This window comes from Psychromonas sp. KJ10-5 (assembly GCF_055808325.1).
On record NZ_CM147864.1, the window covers coordinates 1462060 to 1488541 of the forward strand.

The 26482-nt window shown below is 37.3% G+C and carries 25 protein-coding genes and 1 tRNA gene; 7 read left to right on the forward strand and 19 right to left on the reverse strand.

Annotation, left to right across the window (positions count from 1 at the left end; all coding sequences use genetic code 11):
- Nucleotides 1-43 precede the first annotated feature (43 nt).
- Nucleotides 44-577 carry a DUF1285 domain-containing protein gene (locus tag AC0L3W_RS06530; RefSeq protein WP_409439357.1) on the reverse strand — a complete coding sequence of 178 codons (534 nt, stop codon included), beginning with the start codon at nt 575-577 and terminating at the stop codon, nt 44-46.
- A 497-nt stretch (nt 578-1074) separates the two neighbouring features.
- Here AC0L3W_RS06530 and AC0L3W_RS06535 point away from each other — a divergent pair, with 497 nt between their 5' ends.
- Entirely contained in the window at nt 1075-2490 is a 1416-nt protein-coding gene (locus AC0L3W_RS06535; protein WP_409439356.1) for an exonuclease domain-containing protein, read from the forward strand.
- A gap of 119 nt (nt 2491-2609) precedes the next feature.
- On the opposite strand, the gene AC0L3W_RS06540 is transcribed toward AC0L3W_RS06535, so the two are convergent.
- The 6 genes from AC0L3W_RS06540 to AC0L3W_RS06565 form a co-directional block, all read right to left on the reverse strand.
- Nucleotides 2610-3110, reverse strand: coding sequence for a hypothetical protein (locus AC0L3W_RS06540; protein WP_409439355.1), 501 nt, complete (start codon nt 3108-3110; stop codon nt 2610-2612).
- A 110-nt stretch (nt 3111-3220) separates the two neighbouring features.
- A complete protein-coding gene (locus AC0L3W_RS06545) occupies nt 3221-3682 on the reverse strand; it encodes a hypothetical protein (protein ID WP_409439354.1) in 462 nt (153 codons plus the stop codon).
- Between the two features lie 127 nt (nt 3683-3809).
- Entirely contained in the window at nt 3810-4058 is a 249-nt protein-coding gene (locus tag AC0L3W_RS06550; protein ID WP_409439353.1) for a hypothetical protein, read from the reverse strand.
- Between the two features lie 153 nt (nt 4059-4211).
- Nucleotides 4212-4688 carry a hypothetical protein gene (locus AC0L3W_RS06555; protein WP_409439352.1) on the reverse strand — a complete coding sequence of 159 codons (477 nt, stop codon included), beginning with the start codon at nt 4686-4688 and terminating at the stop codon, nt 4212-4214.
- 250 nt (nt 4689-4938) lie between these two features.
- Nucleotides 4939-5026: transfer RNA gene (locus AC0L3W_RS06560), tRNA-Ser, on the reverse strand.
- Between the two features lie 109 nt (nt 5027-5135).
- Nucleotides 5136-6086, reverse strand: coding sequence for a glucokinase (locus AC0L3W_RS06565; protein WP_290037815.1), 951 nt, complete (start codon nt 6084-6086; stop codon nt 5136-5138).
- 241 nt (nt 6087-6327) lie between these two features.
- Here AC0L3W_RS06565 and AC0L3W_RS06570 point away from each other — a divergent pair, with 241 nt between their 5' ends.
- Both AC0L3W_RS06570 and pyk read left to right on the forward strand, forming a co-directional pair.
- Nucleotides 6328-7188: a MurR/RpiR family transcriptional regulator gene (locus AC0L3W_RS06570; RefSeq protein WP_290037814.1), complete on the forward strand. Its 861-nt coding sequence runs from the start codon at nt 6328-6330 to the stop codon at nt 7186-7188.
- A gap of 75 nt (nt 7189-7263) precedes the next feature.
- Nucleotides 7264-8694 carry a pyruvate kinase gene (gene pyk, locus AC0L3W_RS06575; RefSeq protein WP_290037813.1) on the forward strand — a complete coding sequence of 477 codons (1431 nt, stop codon included), beginning with the start codon at nt 7264-7266 and terminating at the stop codon, nt 8692-8694.
- Nucleotides 8695-8774: 80 nt separating this feature from the next.
- On the opposite strand, the gene AC0L3W_RS06580 is transcribed toward pyk, so the two are convergent.
- Nucleotides 8775-9335: a glutathione S-transferase family protein gene (locus AC0L3W_RS06580; protein ID WP_290037812.1), complete on the reverse strand. Its 561-nt coding sequence runs from the start codon at nt 9333-9335 to the stop codon at nt 8775-8777.
- A 181-nt stretch (nt 9336-9516) separates the two neighbouring features.
- A complete protein-coding gene (locus AC0L3W_RS06585) occupies nt 9517-10536 on the reverse strand; it encodes a GGDEF domain-containing protein (protein ID WP_409439351.1) in 1020 nt (339 codons plus the stop codon).
- A 429-nt stretch (nt 10537-10965) separates the two neighbouring features.
- Here AC0L3W_RS06585 and AC0L3W_RS06590 point away from each other — a divergent pair, with 429 nt between their 5' ends.
- Both AC0L3W_RS06590 and AC0L3W_RS06595 read left to right on the forward strand, forming a co-directional pair.
- Nucleotides 10966-12243, forward strand: coding sequence for a YjiH family protein (locus tag AC0L3W_RS06590; RefSeq protein ID WP_409440419.1), 1278 nt, complete (start codon nt 10966-10968; stop codon nt 12241-12243).
- A 111-nt stretch (nt 12244-12354) separates the two neighbouring features.
- Nucleotides 12355-12954 (forward strand): MarC family protein, encoded by a 600-nt coding sequence (locus tag AC0L3W_RS06595; protein ID WP_290037809.1) that lies wholly within the window; start codon nt 12355-12357, stop codon nt 12952-12954.
- A gap of 15 nt (nt 12955-12969) precedes the next feature.
- Here the strand turns inward: AC0L3W_RS06595 and dinB are convergent, their stop codons facing one another.
- Nucleotides 12970-14085 (reverse strand): DNA polymerase IV, encoded by a 1116-nt coding sequence (gene dinB, locus AC0L3W_RS06600; RefSeq protein WP_290037808.1) that lies wholly within the window; start codon nt 14083-14085, stop codon nt 12970-12972.
- A 249-nt stretch (nt 14086-14334) separates the two neighbouring features.
- Between dinB and AC0L3W_RS06605 the strand changes: the two genes are divergently transcribed.
- Entirely contained in the window at nt 14335-16716 is a 2382-nt protein-coding gene (locus tag AC0L3W_RS06605; protein ID WP_409439350.1) for a heavy metal translocating P-type ATPase, read from the forward strand.
- A gap of 72 nt (nt 16717-16788) precedes the next feature.
- On the forward strand, nt 16789-17175 hold the full coding sequence (cueR, locus tag AC0L3W_RS06610; RefSeq protein ID WP_290037805.1) for a Cu(I)-responsive transcriptional regulator: 387 nt from the start codon (nt 16789-16791) through the stop codon (nt 17173-17175).
- Between the two features lie 59 nt (nt 17176-17234).
- Here the strand turns inward: cueR and AC0L3W_RS06615 are convergent, their stop codons facing one another.
- The 9 genes from AC0L3W_RS06615 to glgB all read right to left on the reverse strand — a co-directional run bounded on the left by AC0L3W_RS06615 (nt 17235) and on the right by glgB (nt 26479).
- Nucleotides 17235-18551, reverse strand: coding sequence for a dicarboxylate/amino acid:cation symporter (locus AC0L3W_RS06615; protein ID WP_290037804.1), 1317 nt, complete (start codon nt 18549-18551; stop codon nt 17235-17237).
- Between the two features lie 453 nt (nt 18552-19004).
- On the reverse strand, nt 19005-19211 hold the full coding sequence (locus AC0L3W_RS06620; protein ID WP_409439349.1) for a hypothetical protein: 207 nt from the start codon (nt 19209-19211) through the stop codon (nt 19005-19007).
- Nucleotides 19212-19420: 209 nt separating this feature from the next.
- A complete protein-coding gene (locus AC0L3W_RS06625) occupies nt 19421-19573 on the reverse strand; it encodes a hypothetical protein (protein WP_409439348.1) in 153 nt (50 codons plus the stop codon).
- Nucleotides 19574-19635: 62 nt separating this feature from the next.
- Nucleotides 19636-19827, reverse strand: coding sequence for a hypothetical protein (locus AC0L3W_RS06630; protein ID WP_290037800.1), 192 nt, complete (start codon nt 19825-19827; stop codon nt 19636-19638).
- Between the two features lie 107 nt (nt 19828-19934).
- Complete coding sequence (locus AC0L3W_RS06635) at nt 19935-20702, reverse strand: class II glutamine amidotransferase (protein WP_290037799.1); 768 nt, start codon at nt 20700-20702, stop codon at nt 19935-19937.
- 11 nt (nt 20703-20713) lie between these two features.
- Nucleotides 20714-21289: a D-sedoheptulose 7-phosphate isomerase gene (gene lpcA, locus AC0L3W_RS06640; protein ID WP_290037798.1), complete on the reverse strand. Its 576-nt coding sequence runs from the start codon at nt 21287-21289 to the stop codon at nt 20714-20716.
- A 356-nt stretch (nt 21290-21645) separates the two neighbouring features.
- Nucleotides 21646-21930, reverse strand: coding sequence for a YeaC family protein (locus AC0L3W_RS06645; protein ID WP_290037796.1), 285 nt, complete (start codon nt 21928-21930; stop codon nt 21646-21648).
- A 124-nt stretch (nt 21931-22054) separates the two neighbouring features.
- Nucleotides 22055-24157, reverse strand: a complete 2103-nt coding sequence (glgX, locus tag AC0L3W_RS06650; RefSeq protein WP_409439347.1) for a glycogen debranching protein GlgX — start codon at nt 24155-24157, stop codon at nt 22055-22057.
- Entirely contained in the window at nt 24158-26479 is a 2322-nt protein-coding gene (gene glgB, locus AC0L3W_RS06655) for a 1,4-alpha-glucan branching protein GlgB (RefSeq protein WP_409439346.1), read from the reverse strand. It abuts the gene before it with no gap.
- Nucleotides 26480-26482: the final 3 nt, after the last annotated feature.

A 26482-nucleotide genomic window follows, 5' to 3' on the forward strand; every position in this document is an offset into this window, starting at 1 on the left:
AATTTTTGGGGATTATCTCCATTCTACTAAGAATAAGTAACTATCACTCCTCGTTCATTAACAAGTAAGTCTTCCCAGCACTCCAGATGCCAACCCCAGTTCCTTCTGATGTGGTTAACGTTTCTAACTCATTGGCCATATCATAATAAACGTGGCGGGAAATTAAGGCCTTCATACCATAGCGCATAGAGACATAAGGGCGTTCATTACCTTGATAGGGAGCCAGCCAAATGTCACAGTCAATACCCAATATAATATTGTCATCGGTAAGCGTCCGAAACTCAACAGCGCGACCTTGAGCGGTATCAATCCATTGCCAGCTTATAATCATAAATGGCGCATCTTCCACTTGTATTCGCACTTTCTCAACAGGCGTGACTAAATAGTATTGCTCATCTTCTAACCATAGGATACGGCTGAACATTTTAACCATGGCAGTACGACTGATTTTCTGACCTTCATGAACCCAATCACCATTTGACTTAATGACAAAATCCATATCACCACAAAAAGCAGGCGTCCACTCGTGAACAGGTGGTAATGCGTTATATTTTGTACTTTCTAAACCTTTTAACATAATCGTTATTTCCCTGAATCCGTACTAACTAATTAGATAATGATTTGTAAAACAGTACAGCAACTTTTCTAAGGAGATGCAATCACAATCGAACATTGAGTTATTTCTAAATGATTTAAGTGCCAGTACAATTTCTTACAACAAAAATTAACAAAGTCTAAATTTGTAATGATCGTTAGTATTTAGTCGTTCGTACTCCATTAAAGCTAGGCATAATGGCCTCCATTTCAGGTACTCGCCACTACCTTAGATTAACTTGAAATCAAGGGGGCATTACTTCTATTGATAATCTAATGAAGAAGCTAGCATGTATAAATGTAGTATATTTATCATTTAGTTAAATACACCTAAAACGATATCTGATGTCATTTGACTCAGGCTACATAAGAAATAATACCCACAAAGATTGTATAACGTTGATAATTATAAATAACCAGCATATCGGATACACAAAGACATCATAACTTTTACTAATATAAAATGGATAACACATAACTATGGTTGATTTTAGCCGACTCGCCTATATTGATCTTGAAACAACGGGGACTAAACCAACACGTGATCAAATAACTGAAATTGCTATCGTCCAGACTCTTAATGGAGTAATCGTCAGCACATGGCAATCGCTAATCTGCCCAAATACTCACATTCCCTTAATGATTCAGAAATTAACTGGAATAACGCCAGAAATGGTTGCTGATGCCCCTACTATTGACGAAGTTTTACCTGTCATTATTGAGAAACTTGCTGGTCATGTGCTGGTTGCACACAATGCGCGATTTGATGTGGGCTTTCTGCGAAACGCCTTTAAGCAAAATCATAGAGAATTTAAGTATCCAGTGGTGTGCACAGTCAAACTCTCTCGAGAAATGTACCCCAATGTTAAAAGACACAACCTAGACAGTATTATTAAACGTCTTGATTTAATTTGTGAAAGTCGGCATAGAGCAATGGATGATGCAGCTATTCTGCCACAAATAGTGGCCCGTATGAGAAGTGACTTTAATGAACAGGCTGTACTAGAGGCAATGCAATCTCAACAAAGGCTTTCTAGCGTTCCTCCTCATATAAACCCAGATATTTTTTCAGCTATGCCCAATGAACCAGGCGTTTATTTATTTTATGGTGAAACAGGTAACTTATTATATGTCGGCAAAAGTGTGCAAATTAGAGCGCGAGTTATTTCACATTTCTCTAGCGATCATAGTCATGACCGTGAAATGCGCATGGCCCAACAGGTATATGACATTGAATGGGTAACCACCGCTGGTGAATTTAGTGCGTTGGTTTTAGAATCTGAATTAGTTAAGTCGCGTGCTCCTTTGTTTAATAGACAACTTCGAAAACAAAAATCCCTATTTACAATCTATTGGGAAAACAGTGCCAGTGAAAATGTTGCTCAACCAAGTGTGATTGATATTAATACTTTAAATACACAATCGAAAAAAGCATCACTACGCAATACCTACGGACTTTATAAAAACCGCCGAACCGCACTTGAAGCCCTACGTAAATTAAAAGATGAAAATCAACTATGTGGAATACAATTAGGTTTAGATAAAGGAAAAGGCCCTTGTTTTTCCTATCAACTTAAAAAATGTAAAGGTATTTGCTGCGGCCAAGAGTCGAGCATCAGTTACCAAATGCGAATGCAACAAGCATTTTCACCGATAAAAATTAAAGGTTGGCCCTATTCAGGCGCGATTGGCATTAAAGAGTACAATGAAACTAGCGATATAAGCTGCATTCATATTATTTCGCATTGGTTATATTTAGGGAAAGTGAATGATGAAAGTGAATTAGCAGACTTTAATTTTAATGTGGCAGCCAAACTGGATATAGACTTTTACAAGATATGTATTTCTCAGTTACAAAAGAGCCCTGCGTTGATTAATTTAGAGGATATTAACTAATAACTAAAGCCTATTTATCCTTTTTTGGAGTAACATAAAAGTTCTCTTTGGTGCTGTCGTTTCTCTGCAGAAATACATGTTTACAAACATCCAGACAACAGTTAACAGGACATATATGGTCACTCCTTTTCTATGCTAATTTTGGGTACAACTAGCTCTTCAAATGCTTTTCGTACAGAGGTTAACTTCCACTCAACTTTTCTGCGTTTTTTCTCTAGTATTTCTCGGCAAACTAGTTCAATAGAATTCAAAATTTCTGACTGACTATTACTGCTTACCATCAAATCGCTCATACTAACATTACTGACATCTCTACTTGTCGTTGAATTACAAAACTGGCAGGCCGTAACTGTATTTATTGCATCAATTTCTTTCGCAAATAACTCACTTTCTTCGTTAGTTAAGTTCGGGAATTTATCGTTTATTTCAGACTTTATCTGCTTTAAGTAACCGCCTTGTGATTTACCGATTAAGTGCTCAACCGTCATTTGCCGCCACAAGTCAAAATCTAAGACTCCATCACCACAACCACATAACTGACACACGCCTTTACAGCGAATATGTACATTAGCTGAATAGCCAAATAATGACTGGCAGTTTTTATAATTGTACTCGCTCACAATTCCCTCTTTTGAAACTAACGCCCACATTAAGCGGACTAAAATTATTGGCTGAAATGTGTAGCGAAGCGGAAAGTAGCCAACTGTTTTAGTTCTGTTTAAAGCTCATGTTAAGTGCCTTTTTGAGCAAGACGATTAATACTAGATAATTCAGCTTGCCACCAAAGTAATGCATCTGACAACTGTTCAAAAAGTTCATGACCGTCTGGAGTAATGTGAATATTATCATCTACAACATCGATCTTCCCTTCAGAATCGGTATCTATCCATTCACATTTATAAGTTATGAAATTAAGTTCATATTCTTTTAAAACAAGATTTCTAGATTCATTAATAAACGTCCAAAAAATGGTTGGTTCTGGCTTGTTTTGATTGATTTCACTCCACCATTTATCAATTACAGCCTTATGAGTTATTGATAATTTAGAATCAACTTTATGGAGTACATGACCAATCATTCGAAGTAGACAAATAGTAGAAACCCAATGCACTCGCAACTCTTCATAATTTGAAGCTTTTTCCATTAAACTTAGTGATATCCAAGCGTCATCAAGAACTTTTCGGGATTTCATAGAGCCTCCATTGGCACTTAACGCCGCAATAAATGGTGTGTAAGTTGGCGCTGTTTTTGCTGGCTTTTTGTTTTTAGCATAAATCGCGACAGCCGTAATGCGTCCGATTTAATTGCCTTGTTATAACCTAATCCAACTCATAATTTACGAAGTGATTCCATTCATCAATAGCATCTTCTGCAGCTTGTTGATGCTTCGTTGCTGCATCATTTTGCTCTTCAATAAAATCTTGAATGCATTCTTTATAGCGCTCAACGTCATCATTAAAGCTATCAACTTCATACTGAGAAGTAAATTCATATGGTTTGTAAGGTTTTGAACATGAATGGCTTGGTGTAAACATATCAGCCAAAACAGGCAATGATAAAAAACACATACAAAAACTTGTCAATATTAATCTTTTATTCAATCTCATACAAAACCTCAACTTTGAGTTATAACGCCTCATTAATAGGCAATAAAATAGTTGGTTAAAATAAGCGAGGCACGAGCAAAAACCAACTGTTTTTTGTCCTGCTTTAATGACTTGTTATATTTTTTTATACTCACTAGTGACTTCAACATTTGCTGAACATTGAAAAGCTATCAAAGCCTTATTTGCATTATTTCTCAATGTTAAAATAAGCTCGTCGCGCTGTTCCGAGTTTGAATTTTTATTGAAGCCAATATATTGATTTGTGCAATCAAATAATTGATGAGCTGCGGCTTGTACATTTTTAGGGGAGATAATTGCTACTTCGTTATAAAGCATTAAAAACGTCTTATAGTCATCTGTTTCAAAACCACTACAAAAATTAACATGATCATAAGTTAACTTATGTGAACTTGATGTAAATTCAACATATTTTGCTTTTTGAACTTCTTGTCGCTTTAAGAAGTTAGTCCATTGTTCTTTTTCGAACTCATGTTCTTGTGTTTTTTTTAGAACGCAAAAGCCTGAAATAGCAGAGATTAGAGCACCTAAGCCAATTTTAACAGCTGTATCGGCTACGTTCACCCAGTCCATTTGAATGCTCCTATCGTGATTAAAAATATAACATCTCATTAGATAACAAAATGTCACCTTTCCCGCGGAAAGATGGCAAACACACTGAACTGTATAAATAAACATACATTTTATTTATAGCTGTATTTTATGGTATGCCCATTTTTAATGGCTGTTGCTGAAAACATGTGTACGAAAAATTAGGCATAAAAAAACCCGCAAACCTTAATAAGGTGTTGCGGGTTTTCTCGTACCTATTCGGTACTTAATGTGGCGGAGAACAAGAGATTCGAACTCTCGAAGGGTTGCCCCTTACACACTTTCCAGGCGTGCGCCTTCAGCCACTCGGCCAATTCTCCGTAAATTGCTCGTTTATTAGACTAAAGTGATAGTTTTAATAATAAAGCGATGCGCATGATAGTTAACTCGTTGCGGTAAATCAACCATTAACACCAATAATTCAGGGATTTATGCTAATTCTTGTTGTAAATACACGGATGCACCTAATAACCCTGGGTTAGGATGCGTGATCAAGTACGTTGGAATGCCTTTTAAATAATGGCTCAATCGCCCTTTTGCTTCGAAGTAAGGTCTAAATTCACTATTTTTGAAAAAATCGACGAAGCGCGGAATAATACCACCAGCAATATAAACTCCACCTTTGCAATCTAAGCTCAAGGCTAAGTTGCCAGCAAAACTACCTAATGCTTCGCAAAACAGGTTTAAAGTTTGTGTTGCGAGTTCACATTCACTATTCAATGCAGCTTCTGATATTTGTGCAGCTTCAAAGTACTCAGGCTGTTTTCCTGCTAAGCGACATAAAGCATGGTAAATATTGACGAGCCCCTGCCCTGACATTAATCGTTCATTAGAAACATGTCCGAATTGACCTTGTAATAGTAATAGCACATCAGCTTGTTGCGATGTGTTTGGTGCAAAACTAGTATGCCCACCTTCCCCATCTAAGCTTATCCATTTTCCTGCATGTTTTATTAAATGTGATACGCCTAAGCCCGTGCCAGGACCAAACACAGCTTTCACACCTTCTTTAACTTCTGTGCCCGTACCGATTTGAATTTTCTGATTATCTTCCACAAATGGAACCGCTAATGAGATAGCCGTATAATCATTGATCACGTGTAACGTTTTAAGGGATAGTTTATGTTGTAGGGCTTGCTTAGAGAACTTCCAATTTAAGTTGGTCATTTGAACTAGATCATGCTCAACTTGGCAGGCAATACCAATACATAAATGGCTCACAGGGTCTGGCAAGGTAACAAAATATTGCGCTAAAGCGGCATCTAAGGTAATAAATTGCGCACAAGGGTATTCACGAACTTTGCTTATTTCTCCAGTTACGACATCTAACACTGCTAAACGTATATTGGTGCCGCCAACATCTACAACTACTGATAACATGGTACAACTCCCGCCTTTTTTCATCGTTTTATGAGATAAGAGGCGGATCTGCCTCTCAATTTTTTAATTTAAATTTTAATTTTTTGATCTGAAACATTATTCGAATGTAATAAAATGACATAAAAATTTAGCTATTCTATAATGATTTACAAATATTACTGGTCGTTTATGTAGTTTTATTTCATTTTTAGTTGCAAATTTTCCATTACTAGACACCAACTTATTGCTGAGTGAAAATATAATGAATACGTTAGAGTTAATTAAAAAAAATCTTGATACTTTTAGTAAATCAGAACGAAAAGTAGCTGAAGCTATTTTAGCTTCTCCAGAAACAGCTATTCATTCAAGCATTGCCAACCTTGCCAAAATAGCAGAGGTCAGCGAACCGACTGTTAATCGTTTTTGTCGCCGTTTAGATACCAAAGGCTTTCCTGATTTTAAACTACATTTAGCACAAAGTTTAGCCAATGGCACGCCTTATGTGAACCGAAATGTAAATGAAGATGATGGCCCAGAAGCTTACACATCGAAAATTTTTGAATCTACTATGGCCTGTTTAAATGCAGCCAAGAATGGTTTAGATACTAATCTCATTAATCGCGCTGTCGATGTATTAACACAAGCAAATAAAATATCCTTCTTCGGATTAGGCGCTTCTTCGTCCGTTGCACATGATGCGCTGAATAAATTTTTCCGTTTTAATATTCCAGTTTCTTGTTTCGATGACATCGTAATGCAACGTATGAGCTGTATTAATGGTAGTGAAGGTGATGTAATTGTATTGATTTCACACACAGGCAGAACCAAGCCTTTAGTAGAAATAGCACAATTAGCCCGAGAGAATGATGCCTTTGTTATTGCCTTAACAGCAGAAGACTCTCCACTAGCGGAACAAAGTAATTTAGTACTTTCTTTAGGTGTACCTGAAGATACAGATATTTATATGCCAATGTCTTCACGTATCGCACAACTAGTTCTCATTGATGTACTCACTACTGGTTTCACATTACGCCGTGGTGCAAAGTTTAGAGATAATTTAAAAAGGGTAAAAGCGGGTATTAAAGATTCTCGTTTTGAAAAAACTAATGATGAAGCGCTTTAAAAGTATTACAGTATAACGGTGCATTTATTAACCCCCTTTTAGCCTTATATTTTTTTATATGTAACAGGAGTTAACATGGCAAGACGTACGAAAATAGTTACTACTTTAGGCCCAGCGACGGACCGCGGTAATAATTTAGAACAAATCATTGCAGCTGGTGCCAATATGGTACGTATGAATTTTTCTCACGGTGAAGCAGCTGACCACATCAAACGCGCACAACAAGTTAGAGAAATTGCCGTTAAACTAGGCAAAGAAGTGGCGATCATGGGCGATCTTCAAGGTCCTAAGATCCGCGTATCTACTTTTGAAAATAATAAAATTCAATTGGCTGTCGGCGATAAATTTACATTAGATAGTGATGTAGAAAAAGGCCAAGGTAATCAACAACACGTTGGTTTAGATTATAAGACGCTTCCGCAAGAAGTGGATACAGGCGATGTCTTATTATTAGACGATGGCCGTGTTCAGCTTAAAGTTGAATCAGTTGAAGGCAATAAAGTACATACCGTAGTTACTATTGGTGGACCGCTTTCAAATAATAAAGGTATCAATAAGCAAGGTGGTGGTTTATCTGCTGCTGCATTAACAGACAAAGATAAAAGAGATATTTTTACTGCCGCTGAAATCGGTTGTGATTACCTTGCTGTATCTTTCCCTCGCAATGGTGCTGACTTACATTATGCACGTAAATTAGCGCAAGAAGCTGGTAGCTTTGCTAAAATCGTTGCTAAGGTTGAACGTGCTGAGGCAGTTGAAACAAAAGAAGCCTTAGAAGATATTATCTTAGCCTCTGATGTGGTGATGGTTGCACGTGGGGATTTAGGTGTTGAAATTGGTGACGCACGTTTAGTTGGCGTACAAAAAGATATGATCCGTACTGCACGTCGTTTAAACCGTGTTGTTATCACTGCGACGCAGATGATGGAATCAATGATCAGCGCACCGATGCCAACACGTGCGGAAGTTATGGATGTCGCAAATGCGGTATTAGATGGGACTGATGCGGTAATGTTATCGGGTGAAACGGCAGCAGGTGATTACCCTGTTGAAACCGTAAGAGCGATGAGTGAAGTATGTATTGGTGCAGAAAAACATCCTAGTATTAACGTTTCAAACCATCGTATTAACCATACTTTTGATGATCCTGGTGAAGCGTTAGCAATGACTACTATGTATGCCGCTAACCATACAAATGGCGTTAAGGCGATTGTTGCATTAACCGCGTCTGGTTCTACACCGTTGTTAATGTCTCGTTTAAGCTCTGGTTTACCGATTTACGCACTTTCTAGTAATCAGCAAACATTAAACTACTGTGCATTATACCGTGGTGTAACGCCTGTTAAGTTTGAATCTACAACGACTAACAGCATCGAGTTTATTGAAAATGCGTTAACGACACTAAAAGCATCTAACTTAATTGCTGAAGGTGATTTGATTCTGTTAACTCATGGTGACAATATCAATCAAGGCTTTACTAATACTTGTAAGATCATCAAAGTATAAACTGAGTTAAACTTATTTTTTAAGTTACAAAAAAGGCGTGTTATTCATTGAATAACACGCCTTTTTAATAAAATCTTATTTTATTCTTTAGGTGCAGTTTGCGTAAAGATAGGATCTGTTTGAGCAAGATCTAATAATTGTTGTAGCGCTGGAAAAGCATCTAGTGAAATTTGATTCCTGAATATAGCCCAATCAAGAAATACTGCTAATCGAGTTTCAGCCTGAGTTAACGGCAATGCTTGGCTAAATGTTTTATTGTTAATCGCTTCTAGACCAGATTGAATACGATCTTTCTGACGTGTTAAGTAAACACTTTGATCGGCCGTTATACCGTCAAATTTAGCTAACAGGACTAAATTAACACAAGCATCTAATACTGTGTTGGTCATATGGTAAAGTTCTACTTCTTCTAAATCAGTTAAAAATCCCTCTCCAACTAATTCATAAAGATGGGTCAGAATAGACGTTGAATCAGTCAGTTTTAATTCACAATCAACTAAAAGTGGTACTTTTTTAGTTGGTGATAATGTGGCACTTTGTGTTGCATCAATTTCAAGAAATTCGCACTCAAGTTCTGTTTGTAATAGTGCAATGCGACAGTGACGAACAAAGGGTGAAGTGTAGCTACCGTATAATTCCATGAGTAAACCTTTAAAGTAAGAGTAAGTAATACCACTCGGATGAAACTTATTTAATGGTATCGTGAAGTACCTGATTATATAAGCTCAATGCTTATTAATCACTTTATGAAACTCTTTATTATTAGTCAATATAACTATTCACTGAGTCCTATCATTGATATTTTACATATAAATCAATTAATTAAATAGGTAAAACACGATTTCTTCCTAAATTTTTGGCTTTATAAAGGTATTCATCTGCCCGTGCAATCACTTCAGTAATACTTTCATTTGGCTGACTTTCCACCACACCAAATGAAGCGGTAATATTGTTAATCATCTGTCCAGAACGTTTATCTTTTAAGGATAGTTTTTCTAATTTTTTACGTATGGATTCTGCAAAATGACGGGCAATACGAATATTAGTTTTAGGTAATAACATCACAAACTCTTCACCGCCAAAGCGATAAGCGGTGCTTTGCTCGCGCATACTTTCGTTAATTTTACGACCAACGGCTTTTAAAACTTGGTCCCCTAACAGGTGCCCCCAAGTATCATTGAATTGTTTGAAGTGATCTATATCGCAAAGGATGATGGAAAAACTTCCGCTATTAGATTGTAGGTAACTAGTGAGCTCTGTATCAAAAGCATGACGATTAAGCAGGCCAGTTAATGAATCATATAGTGCAGCTTTACGTGATTCCTCTAGCTGAGTTTTTAATGTGCCAATTTCATTCTTAGCTGACGCTAGACTATTACCAAAGAATTGCGTCGCATTACGCATCTGTTTTGCATCTTTTTCTAAGCTTTTTAATAAACCAACCACTTCCTCTATTGACCAGCCCTCTTCTTCTACTTTACTGATATTAGAAACATTTTTATCAAAAGAGTGCTGAAAGTCGGTGGTATCAGAATGCGTATCGCCAATTAATTGGTCCAGTTGCGTCATCATATTTTCAAGAGTTGAACGGAATTCCCATGTTTCATTTTCTGTTGCAGAGCAAACATGCTCTCGATAAAGTGACTCAGCTTGAATAGGCGGACAAATATCACTCGCTGACAATAATTTATCCATGGACTCTTTAAGTGCAGGATTTTTTTCAGCAACATAGTGATACCAAAGAGCATAATTGTTAGGTGTGGTTGGCACTGAGTATTTCATCATTAATGGCAATGCTTTCTTTAGGTTGTTAGCAGACTCTACAATTAGCTCTTTGCTCATAATATCTTTCTTATTAGGTTTATGGATTAATTAACTCAAATTATAAACCCTAATTAGGTATTTATGCATTAAAATATACGAGAACTAATCACCGATCTCATATTCTTTCTGCGATTATCAAATAATTAACTAAGTCTTTGTTATTCATTACTTTGTAAAAGTACTACTCACACTTCCTTCCTGTAAATGATTGAATCAAAAATCTAAATAAAGCTTTTATTGATATTGCGTAATATTTGTTACTAATTGCCGATTTACAAGACTATACAAAGCAAGTACTCTTGCGCCGCTGTGCAACATTGCACCCTATTTTAGTCGTTTTAACGGCTCAATTTTTATGAAGGTAACAGAGTGACACAAAGAAAATCATTTACGCTAAGTACAATATTGACGTTCATTATCCCATCATTGATTGGGTTGATATTGTTTATGGCACCTATTCAATACAATGATGCGTTGACTATCCCAATTGCTATTATCTCTAAAGCGTTACAAGCTTTATTAGGTGATGCTATTACCCTTATTGTCACGATCGTTGTTTTAATCACAGCGGTACTCAGCTTAATAAGTAAAATAGCCAATCCTGCTTTTTTACAACGCTCCTCTTTTATCCATGGCTTGCTTAATGTTAGCCCAATTTGGTTAATCATTCGTGTGTTGGGTGCGGTATTTATTGTCGCGACTTATTGGGGTATTGGCCCGGAAATGATTAACTCAGGCAATACAGGTGCGTTAGTACTAAATGATTTAATGCCGGTTTTATTATGTGTATTTATTTTTGCAGGTCTATTATTACCGCTATTACTTAATTTTGGTTTATTAGAATTATTTGGGACGTTATTAACCAAAATCATGCGCCCTGTATTTAACTTACCAGGCCGAAGTGCTATCGATTGTATGGCGTCTTGGTTAGGTGATGGAAGTGTCGGTATTTTAATGACCAGCAAGCAGTATGAATCACGTTTCTACACACAACGTGAAGCCGCTGTTATCGGTACTACCTTCTCTGCTGTATCAATAACTTTTTCATTAGTTGTGATTTCACAAGTAAAACTAGAATACTTATTCTTGCCTTTCTACTTGTCTGTTTGTCTAGCCGGTATTGTAGCTGCGATCATCGTACCTAAATTACCACCACTACGTAATAAGAAAGATCTTTATATAGACGGCTCTGCACGCGAAGAAGGTGATGAAAAAACGCCTGAAGGTCATCATTTATTATCATGGGGTTTTCATCAAGCCTTAACACGCGCTGAACAAGCTAAAGGGTTCAAGAGTACTATTCAAGATGGCATCAAAAATGTGATTGATATGGTATTTGGTGTTTTACCCGTGGTCATGGCGATTGGTACAATTGCGTTAATGATTGCAGAATACACACCTATTTTTAATTACTTAGGTATGCCTTTCATTCCTCTACTTGAGTTATTACAAATTCCTCAAGCAGAACAAGCGTCAACGACTATTGTTGTCGGTTTTGCAGATATGTTTATTCCGTCTATTTTAGCCGCTTCAATTGAATCTGATATGACGCGCTTTATTATTGCGGCAATGTCGGTAACACAGTTAATTTACATGAGTGAAGTGGGTGCTCTATTATTAGGTAGTAAAATACCTGTTAATATCGCAGAATTATTTATTATCTTTATTCTACGTACATTAGTAACGTTACCCGTGATTGCAGGTGTTGCACACTTTATCTTCTAAATGTGTCATCATAGGCTAATCTTAATAATGGCAGGCTAATAACCTGCCATTTTTATATCTGACCATTAGGTCATTGCATCCATCGATTATATAAAAAGAAGAGAGTTTAAAATGGATTTTGCATTATACCTTCATGCTATTACTGGTTTATTAGTAATTATCGATCCCATTGGTTCGGCATTAATATTTAACTCCCTCACCTCAGGTAGTGACCAAAGACACCGTAATTTAATGGCGATTAAATCTATTATTATCAGTGGATTAACTTTAGTTCTATTTGGTAATTACGGTGAAGCACTGTTTTCACAATTAGGTATCAATATTAATTCACTACGTATCTCAGGTGGGTTACTACTTTTTTATACCGCATTTATGATGATTACACAGGAATTGAAGTTTTCTAATAGTGGTAAAAATGCAGATATTTCCGTCTTTCCAATGTCAATTCCGCTTTTGGCTGGTCCAGGTACATTAACGCTTGCTATTTTACTATACTCACAACCTCCAGAAACGGGAAGTACCATGTTATCTGTGACAGCAGCTATCATTAGTGTGTTACTCATTACAATGGTAGGAATGGTCGGGTCAAAATATTTGAAGAAGATTATTGGTAAAACTGGCGATGAGATTTTACGTCGCTTCTTGGGCGTTATTTTGGCTGCACTGGCGATTCAATTTATTTATGAAGGTGTACGAAACATTTCAATGTAAAAAGCTAACTGGCGATCAATCATCAATCAAACTTAACTGTATGGATTGCTCGCTAGACTTTTCACTCAGCCCGACGCTTACGCCTAATAAACGGATTGGTTTATCGGGGTTTGCGACAATCAATTGATGTAATAATTGCTCAAATATTCCCTGATTCAACTGTGAATATTTGCGTTCACTACTCTTGATTGTAAAGTCACTAAACTTTAATTTTACTCCCAGTTTAGTGACCACCTTCTTTGATAGATGCTTTTCAACACGTTGTGTTAATTGTTGATAGAAATCGGCTAGTTTTAACAGGCACTGCTCTTCCGTTAATAAATTATGTTCAAAGGTATGCTCTACGGCCACTGACTTCCGCTCTCTATTTGGCTGCACCTCACGGTTATCTATGCCTTTGCTGAAAGCTAACAATGATTTCCCTAGTTTCCCAAAAGTTAGCAATAATGCCTGTTCAGGATACTGTGCGACATCCGTACAAGTGACTAACCCTTTTTCAGCTAAATGTCCTTGTGCAACTTTGCCCACACCAGGTATTTTCTTTAATGGTAGCGAGGCAATAAAGCCTGGTGCTTGCTCGGGACTGATCACAAATTGCCCATTGGGTTTGTTTTCATCAGATGCGATTTTTGCAAGAAACTTACAATAAGAAACACCTGCAGAGGCTGTTAGGTTAAGCTCATCTTGAATAGTTTGTCTGATATCTTGGGCAATATAAGTAGCGGAGCCTTTAAATAAAGTACAATCTGTCACATCTAAAAACGCTTCATCCAAAGACAGAGGCTCTACTAGGTTCGTATAACGATGAAAAATAGCCCGTATTTTTTGTGATATTTCAACATATACCGCCATTCTACCAGGTACAATTAATAAACTAGGACAAAGTTGCTTTGCTTTAAATACAGGCATAGCCGAGTGTATGCCAAATTCTCTGGCGTGATAGTTACACGTTGATAACACCCCTCTGCGTTGGCTTTTGCCACCGATTGCAAGCGGGATGCCTTGATATGAAGGATTATCTCTCATCTCCACCGCAGCATAAAAACAATCCATATCAATATGAATAATTTTACGTACTGTTTTCTGACCAACAACAGTTGGAGCAACAGATTGCACTTCTTCTATGGACATACTGAAACAATCCTATCTATAAAATAATTCAAGCAAAAGCCCTTAGCTATGATAGTTCAATGATAATAACTTAAGAGCAACTCAATACTAACTAATACAATGACTGTTTTTATAAACAGTATAATTATAAAGCATATACAAAGTAACTAATAATTTTTTGTTGTTTATGTTTGACGTTACCCTTACGGTAAGGGTTAGTCTTTGTTTATGATTTCAACAAAACAACACGACTAGTATAGGAGGGTAACAATGACTAACCCAAACAACATCACTTTTCCTGTCTATGGAATGCACTGTGCTTCATGTGCCACTAATCTAAGTAAAGCCTTTAATCAGATTGAAGGTATTGACTCTCAAGTTAACCTTACATTGGAAAAGGCCACTTTGGCCTTTGATAAGACCGATAATAAACACCCTTTAGCGCCAATGATAATGGAAGTATTATCTGAAAAAGGTTATCAAACAGACCATCAAAATATTCAATTTGAAGCAGAATGGTCCTGCTCAAGCTGTGTAGAAAGCACGTTAAAAGCGATTAAATCACATCACCTAGTGTTCGATGCAACAGCTAACTTTGCCACTAAGACACTACAGGTTAATACCTTTGCGGGTGTAGCGAGCAAGCCATTTATTAAGGAATTAATAGACTTAAGTCCTTATCCATTAACACATAAAGTAGCAATAACTACACAACAACAATTGCTCAATAAGCAAAAATTAGAGCAAAAGAAACAACGCCGAGAACATGTTAGTCTGGCTATTGCTGTATTACTCAGCCTGCCATTTTGGGTTGCAATGATCAATATGCTATTTAGTGACACCCCTTTGTTATTACCTTGGGTTGAATTTGCACTTGCCACTCCGCTTCAGTTTATTGTGGGGGCACGTTTTTATAAAGGAGCGTGGAGTAGCCTAAAAGGCGGTTCGGCTAATATGGACGTACTTGTTGTTTTAGGCACCTCTGCGGCTTACTTTTTCAGTTTGTATCACCTACTAAACAATACGCCATCACATCTTTATTTTGAAACCAGTAGCTTAGTAATTGTATTAATACGTTTAGGTAAATATTTAGAGTTTCGAGCAAAACAGGCTAGCAGCAAAGCTATTAGCGCATTAAGTCAATTACAGGTTTTAGATGCGCTAGTTAAAAAAGGCAACAATTTTAAACGAGTGCTAATGGAAGAGATACAAGTCAACGACATAGTCCAAGTTGCAGTTGGCGATAAAGTCCCTGTTGATGGCATTGTAATAGAAGGCAGCAGCTATATTGATGAGTCATTATTAACCGGTGAAAGCGCTGCTATTCAGAAGCAACAAGATGATAAGGTGTTTGCGGGGACGTTAAATGGTGACGGTACATTATTAATTAAAACCACTGCAGTCAATGAACAAACGAAGTTACATAATATTATTCAATTGGTTGAATCAGCACAAATGAGTAAAGCACCTATTTTACAATTGGTGGATAAAGTCAGTGCTATTTTTGTCCCTATTGTTTTAGTTATTGCAGTTATTACCTTTGCCCTTTGGATGTTCACTACAGGCGATTTAGAGCAAGCTTTAATGCACAGTGTTGCTGTATTAGTGATTGCTTGTCCTTGTGCGCTTGGTTTAGCAACCCCAACAGCTATGGTGGTTGGGACAGGATTAGCCGCGCAAAAAGGGATATTAATTAAAGATATTAATACACTACAACTCGCTCATAAACTCAAGCATATCGCCTTTGATAAAACGGGTACACTTACTAAAGGGCAAGTCGCAATAGATGATGTGACCTCTTTTGATTCACGGTTTTTACCTCTTTTATTAGCGATGCAACAATCAAGTAAGCACCCTATCGCAAAAGCTGTTGTCGCATATTGTAAAGAGTTAAATATTAATGCAGAGCAAATTGGTCAACCACAAAACATACATGGCGAAGGCCTACATGGACGTTTTAAAGAACAAGACCTATTAGTGGGAAATCGTAAATTACTAACCCATTTTGATATTGATGTTGAGCAACAACTAGCGATCCATACGGTCAATGTAGAGGCGGATCAGAATGTTATTTATGTATGTTATGCTGGCACTTTATTAGGGTTATTTATTATTGCAGATGAACTTCGCCCTGAGAGTCAAACAGCTATCACTGAACTTAAAGAGTTGGATTTAACAACGACTTTAATCAGTGGAGATAAATACAGTGTTGTACAAGCCATGAGTGCAGAATTAGGCATTAATAGCTTTTATGCCGAACAAACACCTGAGCAAAAATTACAACAATTATCACTCCTACAAAAAGACGCTTTAGTGGCGATGGTAGGGGATGGTGTTAATGATGCCCCAGCTCTTGCACAAGCCGATGTCAGTATTGCAATGGGTGGAGGGAGTGATGTGGCGAAACAAACCGCTTCAATGACCTTAATGCATGATGACCCACGACTAATTGCTGTGGCCATGAAAATATCACGAGCAACTTGGTCGACGATCCGTCAAAACTTATTTTGGGCATTTATTTTTAATGCATTAGCGATACCTGCAGCAGCATTAGGTTATTTAAGCCCTTCTATTGCGGCAATCGCGATGAGTGCATCAAGTTTAATTGTGTTGAGTAATTCACTGCTATTAAAGCGTACTCGTTTAAAATAACCTACTAAAGACAGAGCGAATTATCCATGTGTTACTAATACACATGGTTAAAAACAGCATAGGAAAATGATTATGTTATCGATTAGCCAAGCAGCAAAAGAAACCGGGTTATCTGTTAAATCAATTCGGCATTATGAATCTATCGGTTTAATCTCTTCCCCTCCTCGCGAGGAAAACGACTACCGATTTTATCCAGAGCAGATAATACAACAGTTACATTTCATTCATAAAACTAAACAAGCAGGTTTTAACCTTAAAGAATGTAAAGCACTTTTATTATTATCAGAAGATGAACACCGAAATAGTGCCGATGTGAAAACCATTGCGTTACAAAAAATTCAAGAAATAGAACTACGTATTAAACAGCAACAAGCGATTGTTAATCAGTTGAAAAAGATAACTCAACAATGCCCAGGTAATGAACAAGCCAATTGCAGTATTATTGATGCCTTTAGTTAACAAGTAATAAAAAGCCCAGTTATAAACTGGGCTTATCAACTGACTAAATCAAAAACGGATTAAGCGTTTATATTTTTACCTGAAACAAGTTCATCAGACTCTTCTTTATTACCCGCATTTGGGTCATTGAATACATTAACGTCCATCTCACCTTCAGACTTAGCAACGATACAAGTCACCACACTGTCACCAGTAATATTAACGGCAGTACGAATCATATCAACTAATCTATCAACACCAAGTAGCATCGCAATCCCTTCAACTGGAAGACCTACTTGATTCAATACCATCGCTAACATGATGATACCAACACCAGGAACACCGGCCGTACCGATAGACGCTAAAGTTGCTGTTAAAATTACAGCGACGTAATCAGATAAGGTTAGGTCAATATTAAATGCTTGTGCAATAAATACTGTCGCAACTCCTTGCATAATAGCCGTGCCATCCATATTGATAGTTGCACCTAGTGGTACAGTGAATGAAGCGACTTTATTATTAACACCAAGACGTTTAGTGGTTGTTTCTAAGGTAGCAGGAATAGTGGCATTAGATGATGAAGTTGAGAATGCGAAGCTGATTGCTGTTTCCATTTTTTTGAAAAAGATAATTGGGCTTAAACCAGTGAATGCCTTAAAGAAGGCACTATAGGTAACCACAGCATGTATAACAAGCGCAGCAGTAATCACTAAGAAATAGTTAATTAAATTAAAGATCGCGTCCAAACCAATTTCACTAAATAGTTTCGCCATTAAGAAGAATACACCGTAGGGTGCAATCTTCATTAACATAACCACTAGCTTCATGATCACAGTATTAAGATCAAAAAATATCGCTGAAATACGCTGCCCAGCGCTCCCTGATGCACTAATAGCAATACCAAATAAAATAGCAAAAACTATAATTTGTAGAGTATTACCTGCAGCCATTGCGTTAATTGGGTTCGTTGGGAACATGTTAATAATAACATCACCTAATGAAGGTGCATCTTTAGTTGCATAGGTTGTTGCTTGTGCTAGATCAACACCCACACCTGGTTCGAATATATTTGCCATGAAGATAGCAAGTGTTATAGCAATCGCTGTCGTCGCCATGTAAAAGGCAAGCGTTTTACCGCCTAAACGTCCTAATGTAGACATATCTTTTAAACTGCTTGTACCACAGACTAATGAGATGAAGATCAGTGGCACCACTAACATTTTTAATGTAGCGATAAAGATTTTACCACCTACATAAAATAAACCGTTAACGATGTAATCTTGTACAAAATCCACATCAGCTAGAACAGAGCGAATTAAAAATCCAGTTAGGATACCAATTCCCATGCCGATTAAAACTTTCTTGGTTAATGACATTTTTTGCTTAATTGCTGTCATAATAATTCCTTGTATTCCATAAAAATGATCTCTTAATCTTGATATGTTGCGCAGATAATTAAGCCATCATGGCCATGCGGCGAAGCCGTTTAATCCTTTATTAACATCTGGAAATATGCAAAATATTCATCGCGAAAAAAGAGGTGAAGCTAAAAACGGCGCTATCTATACCATAAGTAGATAGCAATAAGGAAATGTTAGTTATGCAGTATGAAGTCGATTTTATTCATTTAAACCCCATTAATTAAAATAGCTAAACAGTGTAGACCGCAGTAATACTGCATTGTAGAGATACTTTTAAAGCTAAATGATTTAATAATCATTTTATTGTCTTTTTTATCAATGACTCTGATAGCTGAAATATTTTGTGTGCTTTTTGACCATTTTTTTCATGGAGTCAATCGCGAACTCTATGCGTAGTTTGTGCAATACTTGTGAATTTTTATGCTGTATTCAACAATAAAATTGTAACAATTCACCAAGCTTAACTTTCTCATCTGCCACAAAGCCAACCACTGTAATATCGTTGGGTGGTAAAAAAAATAATGATAATGCGCTGGGCACCGCTTGTTTTAATAAACTACGACAAGCTTGCTTTACCAATCGCACAGTATTCACTGAGCCATCTTCGTCTAACCACCTTTTACAAATACCAGGCACATATTGTGTATGCTCTTTTGCATTTCATTGACGTTATTTAACGCTCCTCACCTCACAAATTCACTAGGTTCCTGCTTAAAATTTTCTAAAATGGGCATAAATAACGTGGATCTTTTTTTAAATCTAGCAAACCATAGCCCAAGGTAAGCGAGGACGTCCACCTTCGGAGACTAATCGCCTAGTATGATCATTAGAGTTATTTGTCCACGCTAACAAATAACATGCATTTTATCAGGATAACGTTCAATGAAGGGTTTAATCGCACACTCTGCACTCAAAAATTGAGTAATATAAGCCAGTGAAGTTGAAGCGGTAGTTAAATCATGTAAACCGTGTATATCAATATAAACAGGAATAAACATGCTTCGCTAGCTTGTAAAGTGTGGTGCAATATTTTCAATAATTGACAGGGGTTATATGTAATCTAACTGAATAAAAGTACGTCACTGTTATGCAATATGGTGATGGCGTGCTCTTTACGCTTTTGTTGGCCACTCAGTTCAAATACAGCAGCAATAAAAGCGTCGCTAGCAAATTCAGGATAACTTAATGTGACTTGCAGCGCCGAACGTTCGAGGTAAGCTTGGTTGTAGACATCTTTTAATAAATCAGCCATTTAGGGCACCGCCGGTTATTTAATTAAACGGCCTATCTTCTGAAGAAAATGATTAAGCATCAATAAACCTTGAGAAAACTAATGCTTAATATTCAATGAGTTAATATTTACAATACCCGTTCACCAAAATGAAAAACACAAAACTCACCTTCTTGCATTTTTGTCCATGCTTCGTCTTTGGTTAATGGACGAGTAGCAATCACAGTCACCACATCACTATCGGAGGTTTCTTCTTGAAAGTCCACGGTCATATCTTCGTCAATTAACTGTGCTTTACCAAAGGGTGCACGGCGTGTGATCCAATGTAAGTTATTAGTGCAATAACACATGACATATTCGCCGTCTGTTAATAACATATTAAATACACCTAACGCTTTTAACTGGTCGGCATACTCTGCTACTTTTTTAAACATGCTCAGCATATCTTCAGGTTGCTGTTGATATTCTTTATGTAATTTATCAATAATCCAACAGAAAGCACGCTCACTATCGGTTTGGCCAATTGGATTGGCATACCCCATCGCTAGACTTTCATAACCACTGAGTTGACCATTGTGTGCATAGGTCCAATTACGTCCCCATAATTCACGAATAAACGGATGCGTATTCTCTAAACTCACTCCGCCTCGGTTAGCCTGTCTAATATGACTGATCACCGATTTACTTTTTATTGGATATTGCTTCACTAATTCGGCAATTTTTGAATCACAACTTGGTTGAGGATCTTTAAAGCTTCGACAACCTTTACCTTCATAAAAAGTAATTCCCCAGCCATCTTTATGAGGGCCAGTTGCGCCACCACGTCTTATTAAACCACTAAAACTGAAACAGATATCCGTTGGGACATTGGCACTCATGCCTAATAATTCACACATTCTTTAGTAACCTAAACCATCTTTTTTTCAATTAAATAGATCAGGATATGAATGATCTTAATATGTACTTCTTGAATACGGTCAGCAAATCCAAAATGTGGTACTCGGACTTCAACATCAGCAAGACCAGCCATTTTACCACCATCTTTACCCGTCAAAGCAATTACCTTAATGCCCTTTTCTTTGGCAACTGCAATTGCTTTTAAAATGTTTTCTGAATTACCACTAGTCGACAAGCAAAACAGCACATCGCCACGACGGCCCACGCCTTCTAAATAACGCGCAAAAATTTGGTCATAACCATAATCGTTACCTACACATGAGATATGACTTGGATCTGAAATAGCAATCGCTGGGTATGAAGGACGATGTTCACGATAACGTCCTGTTAACTCTTCAGCAAAATGCATCGCATCACAATGCGAGCCACCGTTACCACAAGCTAATACTTTACCTTCGTTTTTAAAGGAATCAGCTAACAATGTCGCAGCATCTTCAATATGTTGTAAGTTGTTTTGGTCTGATAGGAAGGCAGATAACACAGTTTGTGCTTCTTGGAGCTCATCTTTGATTAATGATAAATTCATAATACTCACTTAATTGAATTAAAAACTGATAAACCACTCACCAGTTTGTTTATCGCTAGAGAAACTCATTAAACAACTAGCCTAAATACAGTTTAATGAGAAAATGATAAATATTGGCTTATACCAAAATTAATACCAATATTGTCAATGAAAATCAGTGATGCCTTTGGTTTTTACTGCTTAACAAAAGCCGCTTAAAGCATTTTTACATAAGTCTATTTTATCATAATAGACTGACGATATTTCATAAGGTTCGTCATAAAAGGGTTTAGTAACATCCAGTAGAATTCAATCATGGCAATCTAACATTGCATAATAACATGTGAATTTAATCAGATAGTGAACTGCATGACTATTTATAAGTTAAGTAGATGAAGATCATCATTCTCATCAGTTTGAGCAAACTGTTTCTTTAACTCTTTTTTCGATTGCATATAGATCTCACCATTTTGTGCAATAGTAAAATGGTCTGGATCGATATTAAAGTGTTTCTGATAAGCCATCACTAGTTGCAATGAATGCGCTTTTTGCTCTTCACTTAAAGGCGCACCATCTAGCCACTTTCCGGTTTCCACTGCAGTACTGAGTTTTTGATAGAGTTCAGGGGTGATATTTTTTGCATACTCATTAATATTGGTCACGGTATTTACCTTGTACTACTTTAGATTCAATGCGATGAGTATATTTATTTGTTTAAAATTATCTAGTGCTGTTTTTAAAGAGAAAGCAATTTTAGGGGTTGCTCCTCTATAAAAGTGCGCTTACTCACTTTTTATTGCGGCTTTGTGCTTCAAACAATATTGTCGAGTGCGCTTTGGCATGAATAGATGTTTCCTGTGAGTTATTGTCTACCAATGCACCATCTGCGCAACTCGTATCTAGCATTTTACACCAGACCTTATTATCAGCTAAATCAGGTAATTCACAGGCAATTTGATAACTAGAAGCATTCAATATTAAATACCAATGTTCTCCATCAGCTTTTGCTTCTCTTAAAGATAATGCAATGGCTTGCGAGTTTGAGGCATGCCAATCGACCTCTTCCATTAAATAACCATCCGGATGATACCAAGTCACAATGTCACATTCTGGATCGCTGTCATTTAAGTTTAAATCACCAAACAAGCGTGATTTAGCACGTAACGCAATCATATTAGTGGTGAAGGTATGCAACAACTGATCATTTTCAGATCGTTCCCAATTGATCCAACTAATTTGATTGTCTTGACAGTATGCATTGTTGTTACCAGATTGGTGGTTGCCCATTTCATCACCGGATAAAAAATGGGGTGTTCCCTGTGATAAAAACAAAGTAGCAATCATATTACGCTTTTGTTGTTGTCTCAGACGATTAATACGTTGATCTTCTGTCGGCCCTTCACAACCATAATTTGCTGATAAATTATGTCCATGACCATCACGGTTATTTTCACCATTTGCTTGATTATGACGTTCTTGAAAAGACACCAAATCATCCAAGGTAAAACCATCGTGGTAACAAATATAATTCACACTAGTTGTATTGGTTCTAAACTTACTCGGGAAGAAGTCATGTGAGCCTAATAGTCGTGTCGCAACTTCTGAAACTTTGCCCGTATCACCACGCCAAAATGAACGAATAGTATCTCGGTACCTATCATTACACTCTTTCCATTGCTCTGGGAAAGCACCTAAACGATAACCTCCTGGGCCGATATCCCAAGGCTCAGCAATCAATGTAACTTGGCTTAACACAGGATCTTGCATTAAGGCTTTAAAAAAAGCACTACGCTCAGTAAACCCAGTTGCTTCGCGCGCTAGAGTTACTGCTAAATCAAACCTAAAACCATCCACTTGCATTTCAGTTACCCAGTAACGAAGCGCATCTAGGGTCATTTTTAAGGACCAGGTATAATCGATATTAACTGTGTTTCCGCACCCAGAATGATTGCTATAGCGTTGGAAATCAACCCTCTGTTTATTACTCTCAAAACAATAATATTTACGGTTATCAAAGCCTTTTAAACTCAACACCAAGCCATCTGTACCCGATTCCGCAGTATGGTTAAATACAACATCTAAAATAACTTCAATGTTTGCAGCGTGTAACTCTTTAACCATAGTTTTAAATTCCGTAACAGCATCATATTGGCTATAACGAGACTCTGGAGAGAAGAAGTTGATTGGGTTATAGCCCCAATAATTTGTTAAACCGAGATCACTTAGGCGCGGTTCACTCATAAAACTGAAAACCGGCATAATTTGCAAACTGGTAACGCCTAGAGACTGGTAGTGTTTAATACTTTCAATATGAGATAAACCAAGGTACTTACCACGCATCGCTAGCGGAATAGCTGAGTTTGTTTGCGTAAAACCTTTAACATGTAACTCATATAAAATGCGTTCTTGATCTGGTATATTCGGCTTTTCAGTATCTTGCCAATCAAAATGGTCATCCACCACCACCGACTTTGCAACAAAGTTATCATCTAGGTCACTTTGCGCTTGTACAAAGCTATGCTGTACTTTGCTTAAGGCTTTTGCATAAGGGTCTATAAGCAGGTTATTTTTATTAAAAAATAACCCATTGGCAGGCTTAAACTCACCATCAACACGATAACCATAAGCTTGGCCGGCTTTAATCCCCGCTAAATGGATATGCCATAAGTGTGCATGTGATGAATTTAACGTGTAGCTATCAATTTGTTTCTCATACTTATCAAATAGACATAACTCAACGGAGCTTCCACCATGACTATGCACGACAAAGTTACATCCTTGTTCATCTAAGGTTGCACCTAAGGGAAAACAGTTGCCTTTAGTGGCAGTAAACAGTGATTGTTTATGATGCTGATTGGCTATCTCTATTTCAATCTCATGTTTAGACATTTAGGCACCTTTGCGTTTTAAATACACCGTTGATAATGGTGGTAAATTAACTACTATCGAATGTTTTTTTCCTTGCCATGGATGTGCTTCACTAATGAACACACCCATTTGTTCACCCATTTGGTAGTTACTGCCCCAATAATATTGACTGTCTGTATTAATCACTACTTCGTAATGACCTACCTCATCCACTGCAATACGATACATTTGACGAGGTACTGGTGTGAAGTTAGAGACACAAATCACATATTGGCTTTTGTCTAGATTATAGCGAACAAACGAAATAATACTGTTGTGATCATCACTGTGATCTAACCATTCAAAACCTTGCGGTTGATAATCAGATTCATACATCGCTGGGTTGGTTTTATAAAAGTAATTGAGATCCGATATAAGTTGTTGTTGTCCTTTATGTTTTTCAAACTCTAGAATATCCCAATCCAAACTATGGTCATGGTTCCATTCACGGCTTTGTGCAAATTCAGCACCCATAAAGTTTAATTTTTTACCCGGATGTCCGTACATGTACCCCATATAAGCACGTAAATTAGCGGCAGTTTGCCATTCATCACCGGGCATTTTATCCAATAAACTTTTTTTACCATGTACCACTTCGTCGTGTGATAAAGGCAAAATAAAATGTTCATTATAATGATATGCCATGGCAAACGTCATCTCATTATGATGGTACTTACGGTACATAGGATCCTGTGACATATAATTTAATGAGTCATGCATCCATCCCATGTTCCACTTAAAGCCAAATCCTAAACCGCCTTCAAAAGTTGGTTTAGATACCCCAGCAAAAGCAGTCGACTCTTCAGCAATGGTCATGGCATTTGGGAATTGGCTGTAAACTTCTTCGTTAAACCATTTCAACAGACTAATTGCTTCATAGTTATGATTACCACCATCAACGTTAGGTACCCATTCACCCTCTTCACGTGAGTAATCCCAATACAACATTGAAGCAACTGCATCCACTCGTAAGCCATCCACGTGGAACTTATCTAACCATATCAATGCACTTGCTACTAAGAATTGGCGAACATTATCACGTCCAAAGTCATAGATATAAGAGTTCCAATCTGGATGCCAACCGCGGCGAGGATCTTCATATTCATAAAGAGGGGTGCCATCAAAGCGTGCCAATCCATGTGGGTCTGCAGGAAAATGTGCCGGTACCCAATCAATAATAATGCCTAAACCCACTTGGTGACATTGATCAATAAAGTATTTGAGGTCATCGGCATCACCAAAACGACTGGTTGCCGCAAATAAGCCAACAGGCTGATAACCCCAAGAGCCATCAAAAGGAAATTCAGAGATAGGCATTACTTCTAGGTGTGTATACCCCATCCCTAATAAATAAGGTAGTAGCTCTTCTGCTAACTCTCGATAAGTTAACATGCGCTCCTCACCATTCTCACGCTTGCGTTTCCATGAGCCAAGGTGAACTTCGTAAATACTCATCGGCGCATAACGTTTGTCACCTACTTGTGATTCTCTCCACGCTTGGTCATTCCATTGATACTGTTCATGATCAACCACAATCGAAGCATGAGAAGGATATTGTTCAGCTTGGAAACCAACAGGGTCGGCTTTGTGCGGTAAACGGTGACCAGCAGCATCTTTTAATTCATATTTATAAGCACACCCAGCCTTTAAATCAGGAATAAACAGTACCCAATGACCACACCAACTTTTTTGCATTGGGTGATGTTGTCCATTCCAAAAATTATGCTCAGAAATAAGACTCACGCTGCTTGCATTAGGCGCATAAACAATAAACCTTACACCGCTAATAGCAACACCATTAATCTCTACACTTTTAAGTTGAGCACCTAAGGTGTGATATACATTTTGTGGCGCTTCATGCAAAGTCGACAAGCCTTCAAATGCAATTTCATGAAACTGGTAAGGGTCAATAACTTGATGCGTATCACGGGCATAAGTAACGATGAGTTTGTAAATAAATCGTTCACTAACATTTGGTAAATTAATTTCAAATAATCCTGAGTCATAGACCTTGATTAACTGGCCAGAATTATTGGAACCATCTATAGCAACAAATTCAACTGCTTTCGCATCAGGTAACCAAACTCTTAATAGAAAGCCTGGATTATCTATATGTTTAATTAAACCTAATGTTTCAAAAGGGTTCGCTAAATTAGCTTTCTCTAATTTTGTTAATAACGTTGACTTTAATGGGGTTGCCACTAACTTATTCTGCAATTCAATATCTTTAACCAGCGTCTGTTTCGGTTGTTTTTTATTGTTGTTAGCTACCGGTTTTTCCACATTTTTCTTAGTCATATTCATTAC

What these genes read in the sequence shown, in the direction of transcription:
- AC0L3W_RS06530 (WP_409439357.1), bottom strand. Translation starts at nt 577, where the DNA reads ATGTTAAAAGGTTTAGAAAGTACAAAATATAACGCATTACCACCTGTT.
- AC0L3W_RS06535 (WP_409439356.1), top strand. Translation starts at nt 1,075, where the DNA reads ATGGTTGATTTTAGCCGACTCGCCTATATTGATCTTGAAACAACGGGG.
- AC0L3W_RS06545 (WP_409439354.1), bottom strand. Translation starts at nt 3,682, where the DNA reads ATGAAATCCCGAAAAGTTCTTGATGACGCTTGGATATCACTAAGTTTA.
- AC0L3W_RS06550 (WP_409439353.1), bottom strand. Translation starts at nt 4,058, where the DNA reads ATGTGTTTTTTATCATTGCCTGTTTTGGCTGATATGTTTACACCAAGC.
- AC0L3W_RS06555 (WP_409439352.1), bottom strand. Translation starts at nt 4,688, where the DNA reads ATGGACTGGGTGAACGTAGCCGATACAGCTGTTAAAATTGGCTTAGGT.
- AC0L3W_RS06565 (WP_290037815.1), bottom strand. Translation starts at nt 6,086, where the DNA reads ATGTTATCAGTAGTTGTAGATGTTGGCGGCACCAATATACGTTTAGCA.
- AC0L3W_RS06570 (WP_290037814.1), top strand. Translation starts at nt 6,328, where the DNA reads ATGAATACGTTAGAGTTAATTAAAAAAAATCTTGATACTTTTAGTAAA.
- pyk (WP_290037813.1), top strand. Translation starts at nt 7,264, where the DNA reads ATGGCAAGACGTACGAAAATAGTTACTACTTTAGGCCCAGCGACGGAC.
- AC0L3W_RS06580 (WP_290037812.1), bottom strand. Translation starts at nt 9,335, where the DNA reads ATGGAATTATACGGTAGCTACACTTCACCCTTTGTTCGTCACTGTCGC.
- AC0L3W_RS06585 (WP_409439351.1), bottom strand. Translation starts at nt 10,536, where the DNA reads ATGAGCAAAGAGCTAATTGTAGAGTCTGCTAACAACCTAAAGAAAGCA.
- AC0L3W_RS06590 (WP_409440419.1), top strand. Translation starts at nt 10,966, where the DNA reads ATGGCACCTATTCAATACAATGATGCGTTGACTATCCCAATTGCTATT.
- AC0L3W_RS06595 (WP_290037809.1), top strand. Translation starts at nt 12,355, where the DNA reads ATGGATTTTGCATTATACCTTCATGCTATTACTGGTTTATTAGTAATT.
- dinB (WP_290037808.1), bottom strand. Translation starts at nt 14,085, where the DNA reads ATGTCCATAGAAGAAGTGCAATCTGTTGCTCCAACTGTTGTTGGTCAG.
- AC0L3W_RS06605 (WP_409439350.1), top strand. Translation starts at nt 14,335, where the DNA reads ATGACTAACCCAAACAACATCACTTTTCCTGTCTATGGAATGCACTGT.
- cueR (WP_290037805.1), top strand. Translation starts at nt 16,789, where the DNA reads ATGTTATCGATTAGCCAAGCAGCAAAAGAAACCGGGTTATCTGTTAAA.
- AC0L3W_RS06615 (WP_290037804.1), bottom strand. Translation starts at nt 18,551, where the DNA reads ATGACAGCAATTAAGCAAAAAATGTCATTAACCAAGAAAGTTTTAATC.
- AC0L3W_RS06625 (WP_409439348.1), bottom strand. Translation starts at nt 19,573, where the DNA reads ATGTTTATTCCTGTTTATATTGATATACACGGTTTACATGATTTAACT.
- AC0L3W_RS06630 (WP_290037800.1), bottom strand. Translation starts at nt 19,827, where the DNA reads ATGGCTGATTTATTAAAAGATGTCTACAACCAAGCTTACCTCGAACGT.
- AC0L3W_RS06635 (WP_290037799.1), bottom strand. Translation starts at nt 20,702, where the DNA reads ATGTGTGAATTATTAGGCATGAGTGCCAATGTCCCAACGGATATCTGT.
- lpcA (WP_290037798.1), bottom strand. Translation starts at nt 21,289, where the DNA reads ATGAATTTATCATTAATCAAAGATGAGCTCCAAGAAGCACAAACTGTG.
- glgX (WP_409439347.1), bottom strand. Translation starts at nt 24,157, where the DNA reads ATGTCTAAACATGAGATTGAAATAGAGATAGCCAATCAGCATCATAAA.
- glgB (WP_409439346.1), bottom strand. Translation starts at nt 26,479, where the DNA reads ATGAATATGACTAAGAAAAATGTGGAAAAACCGGTAGCTAACAACAAT.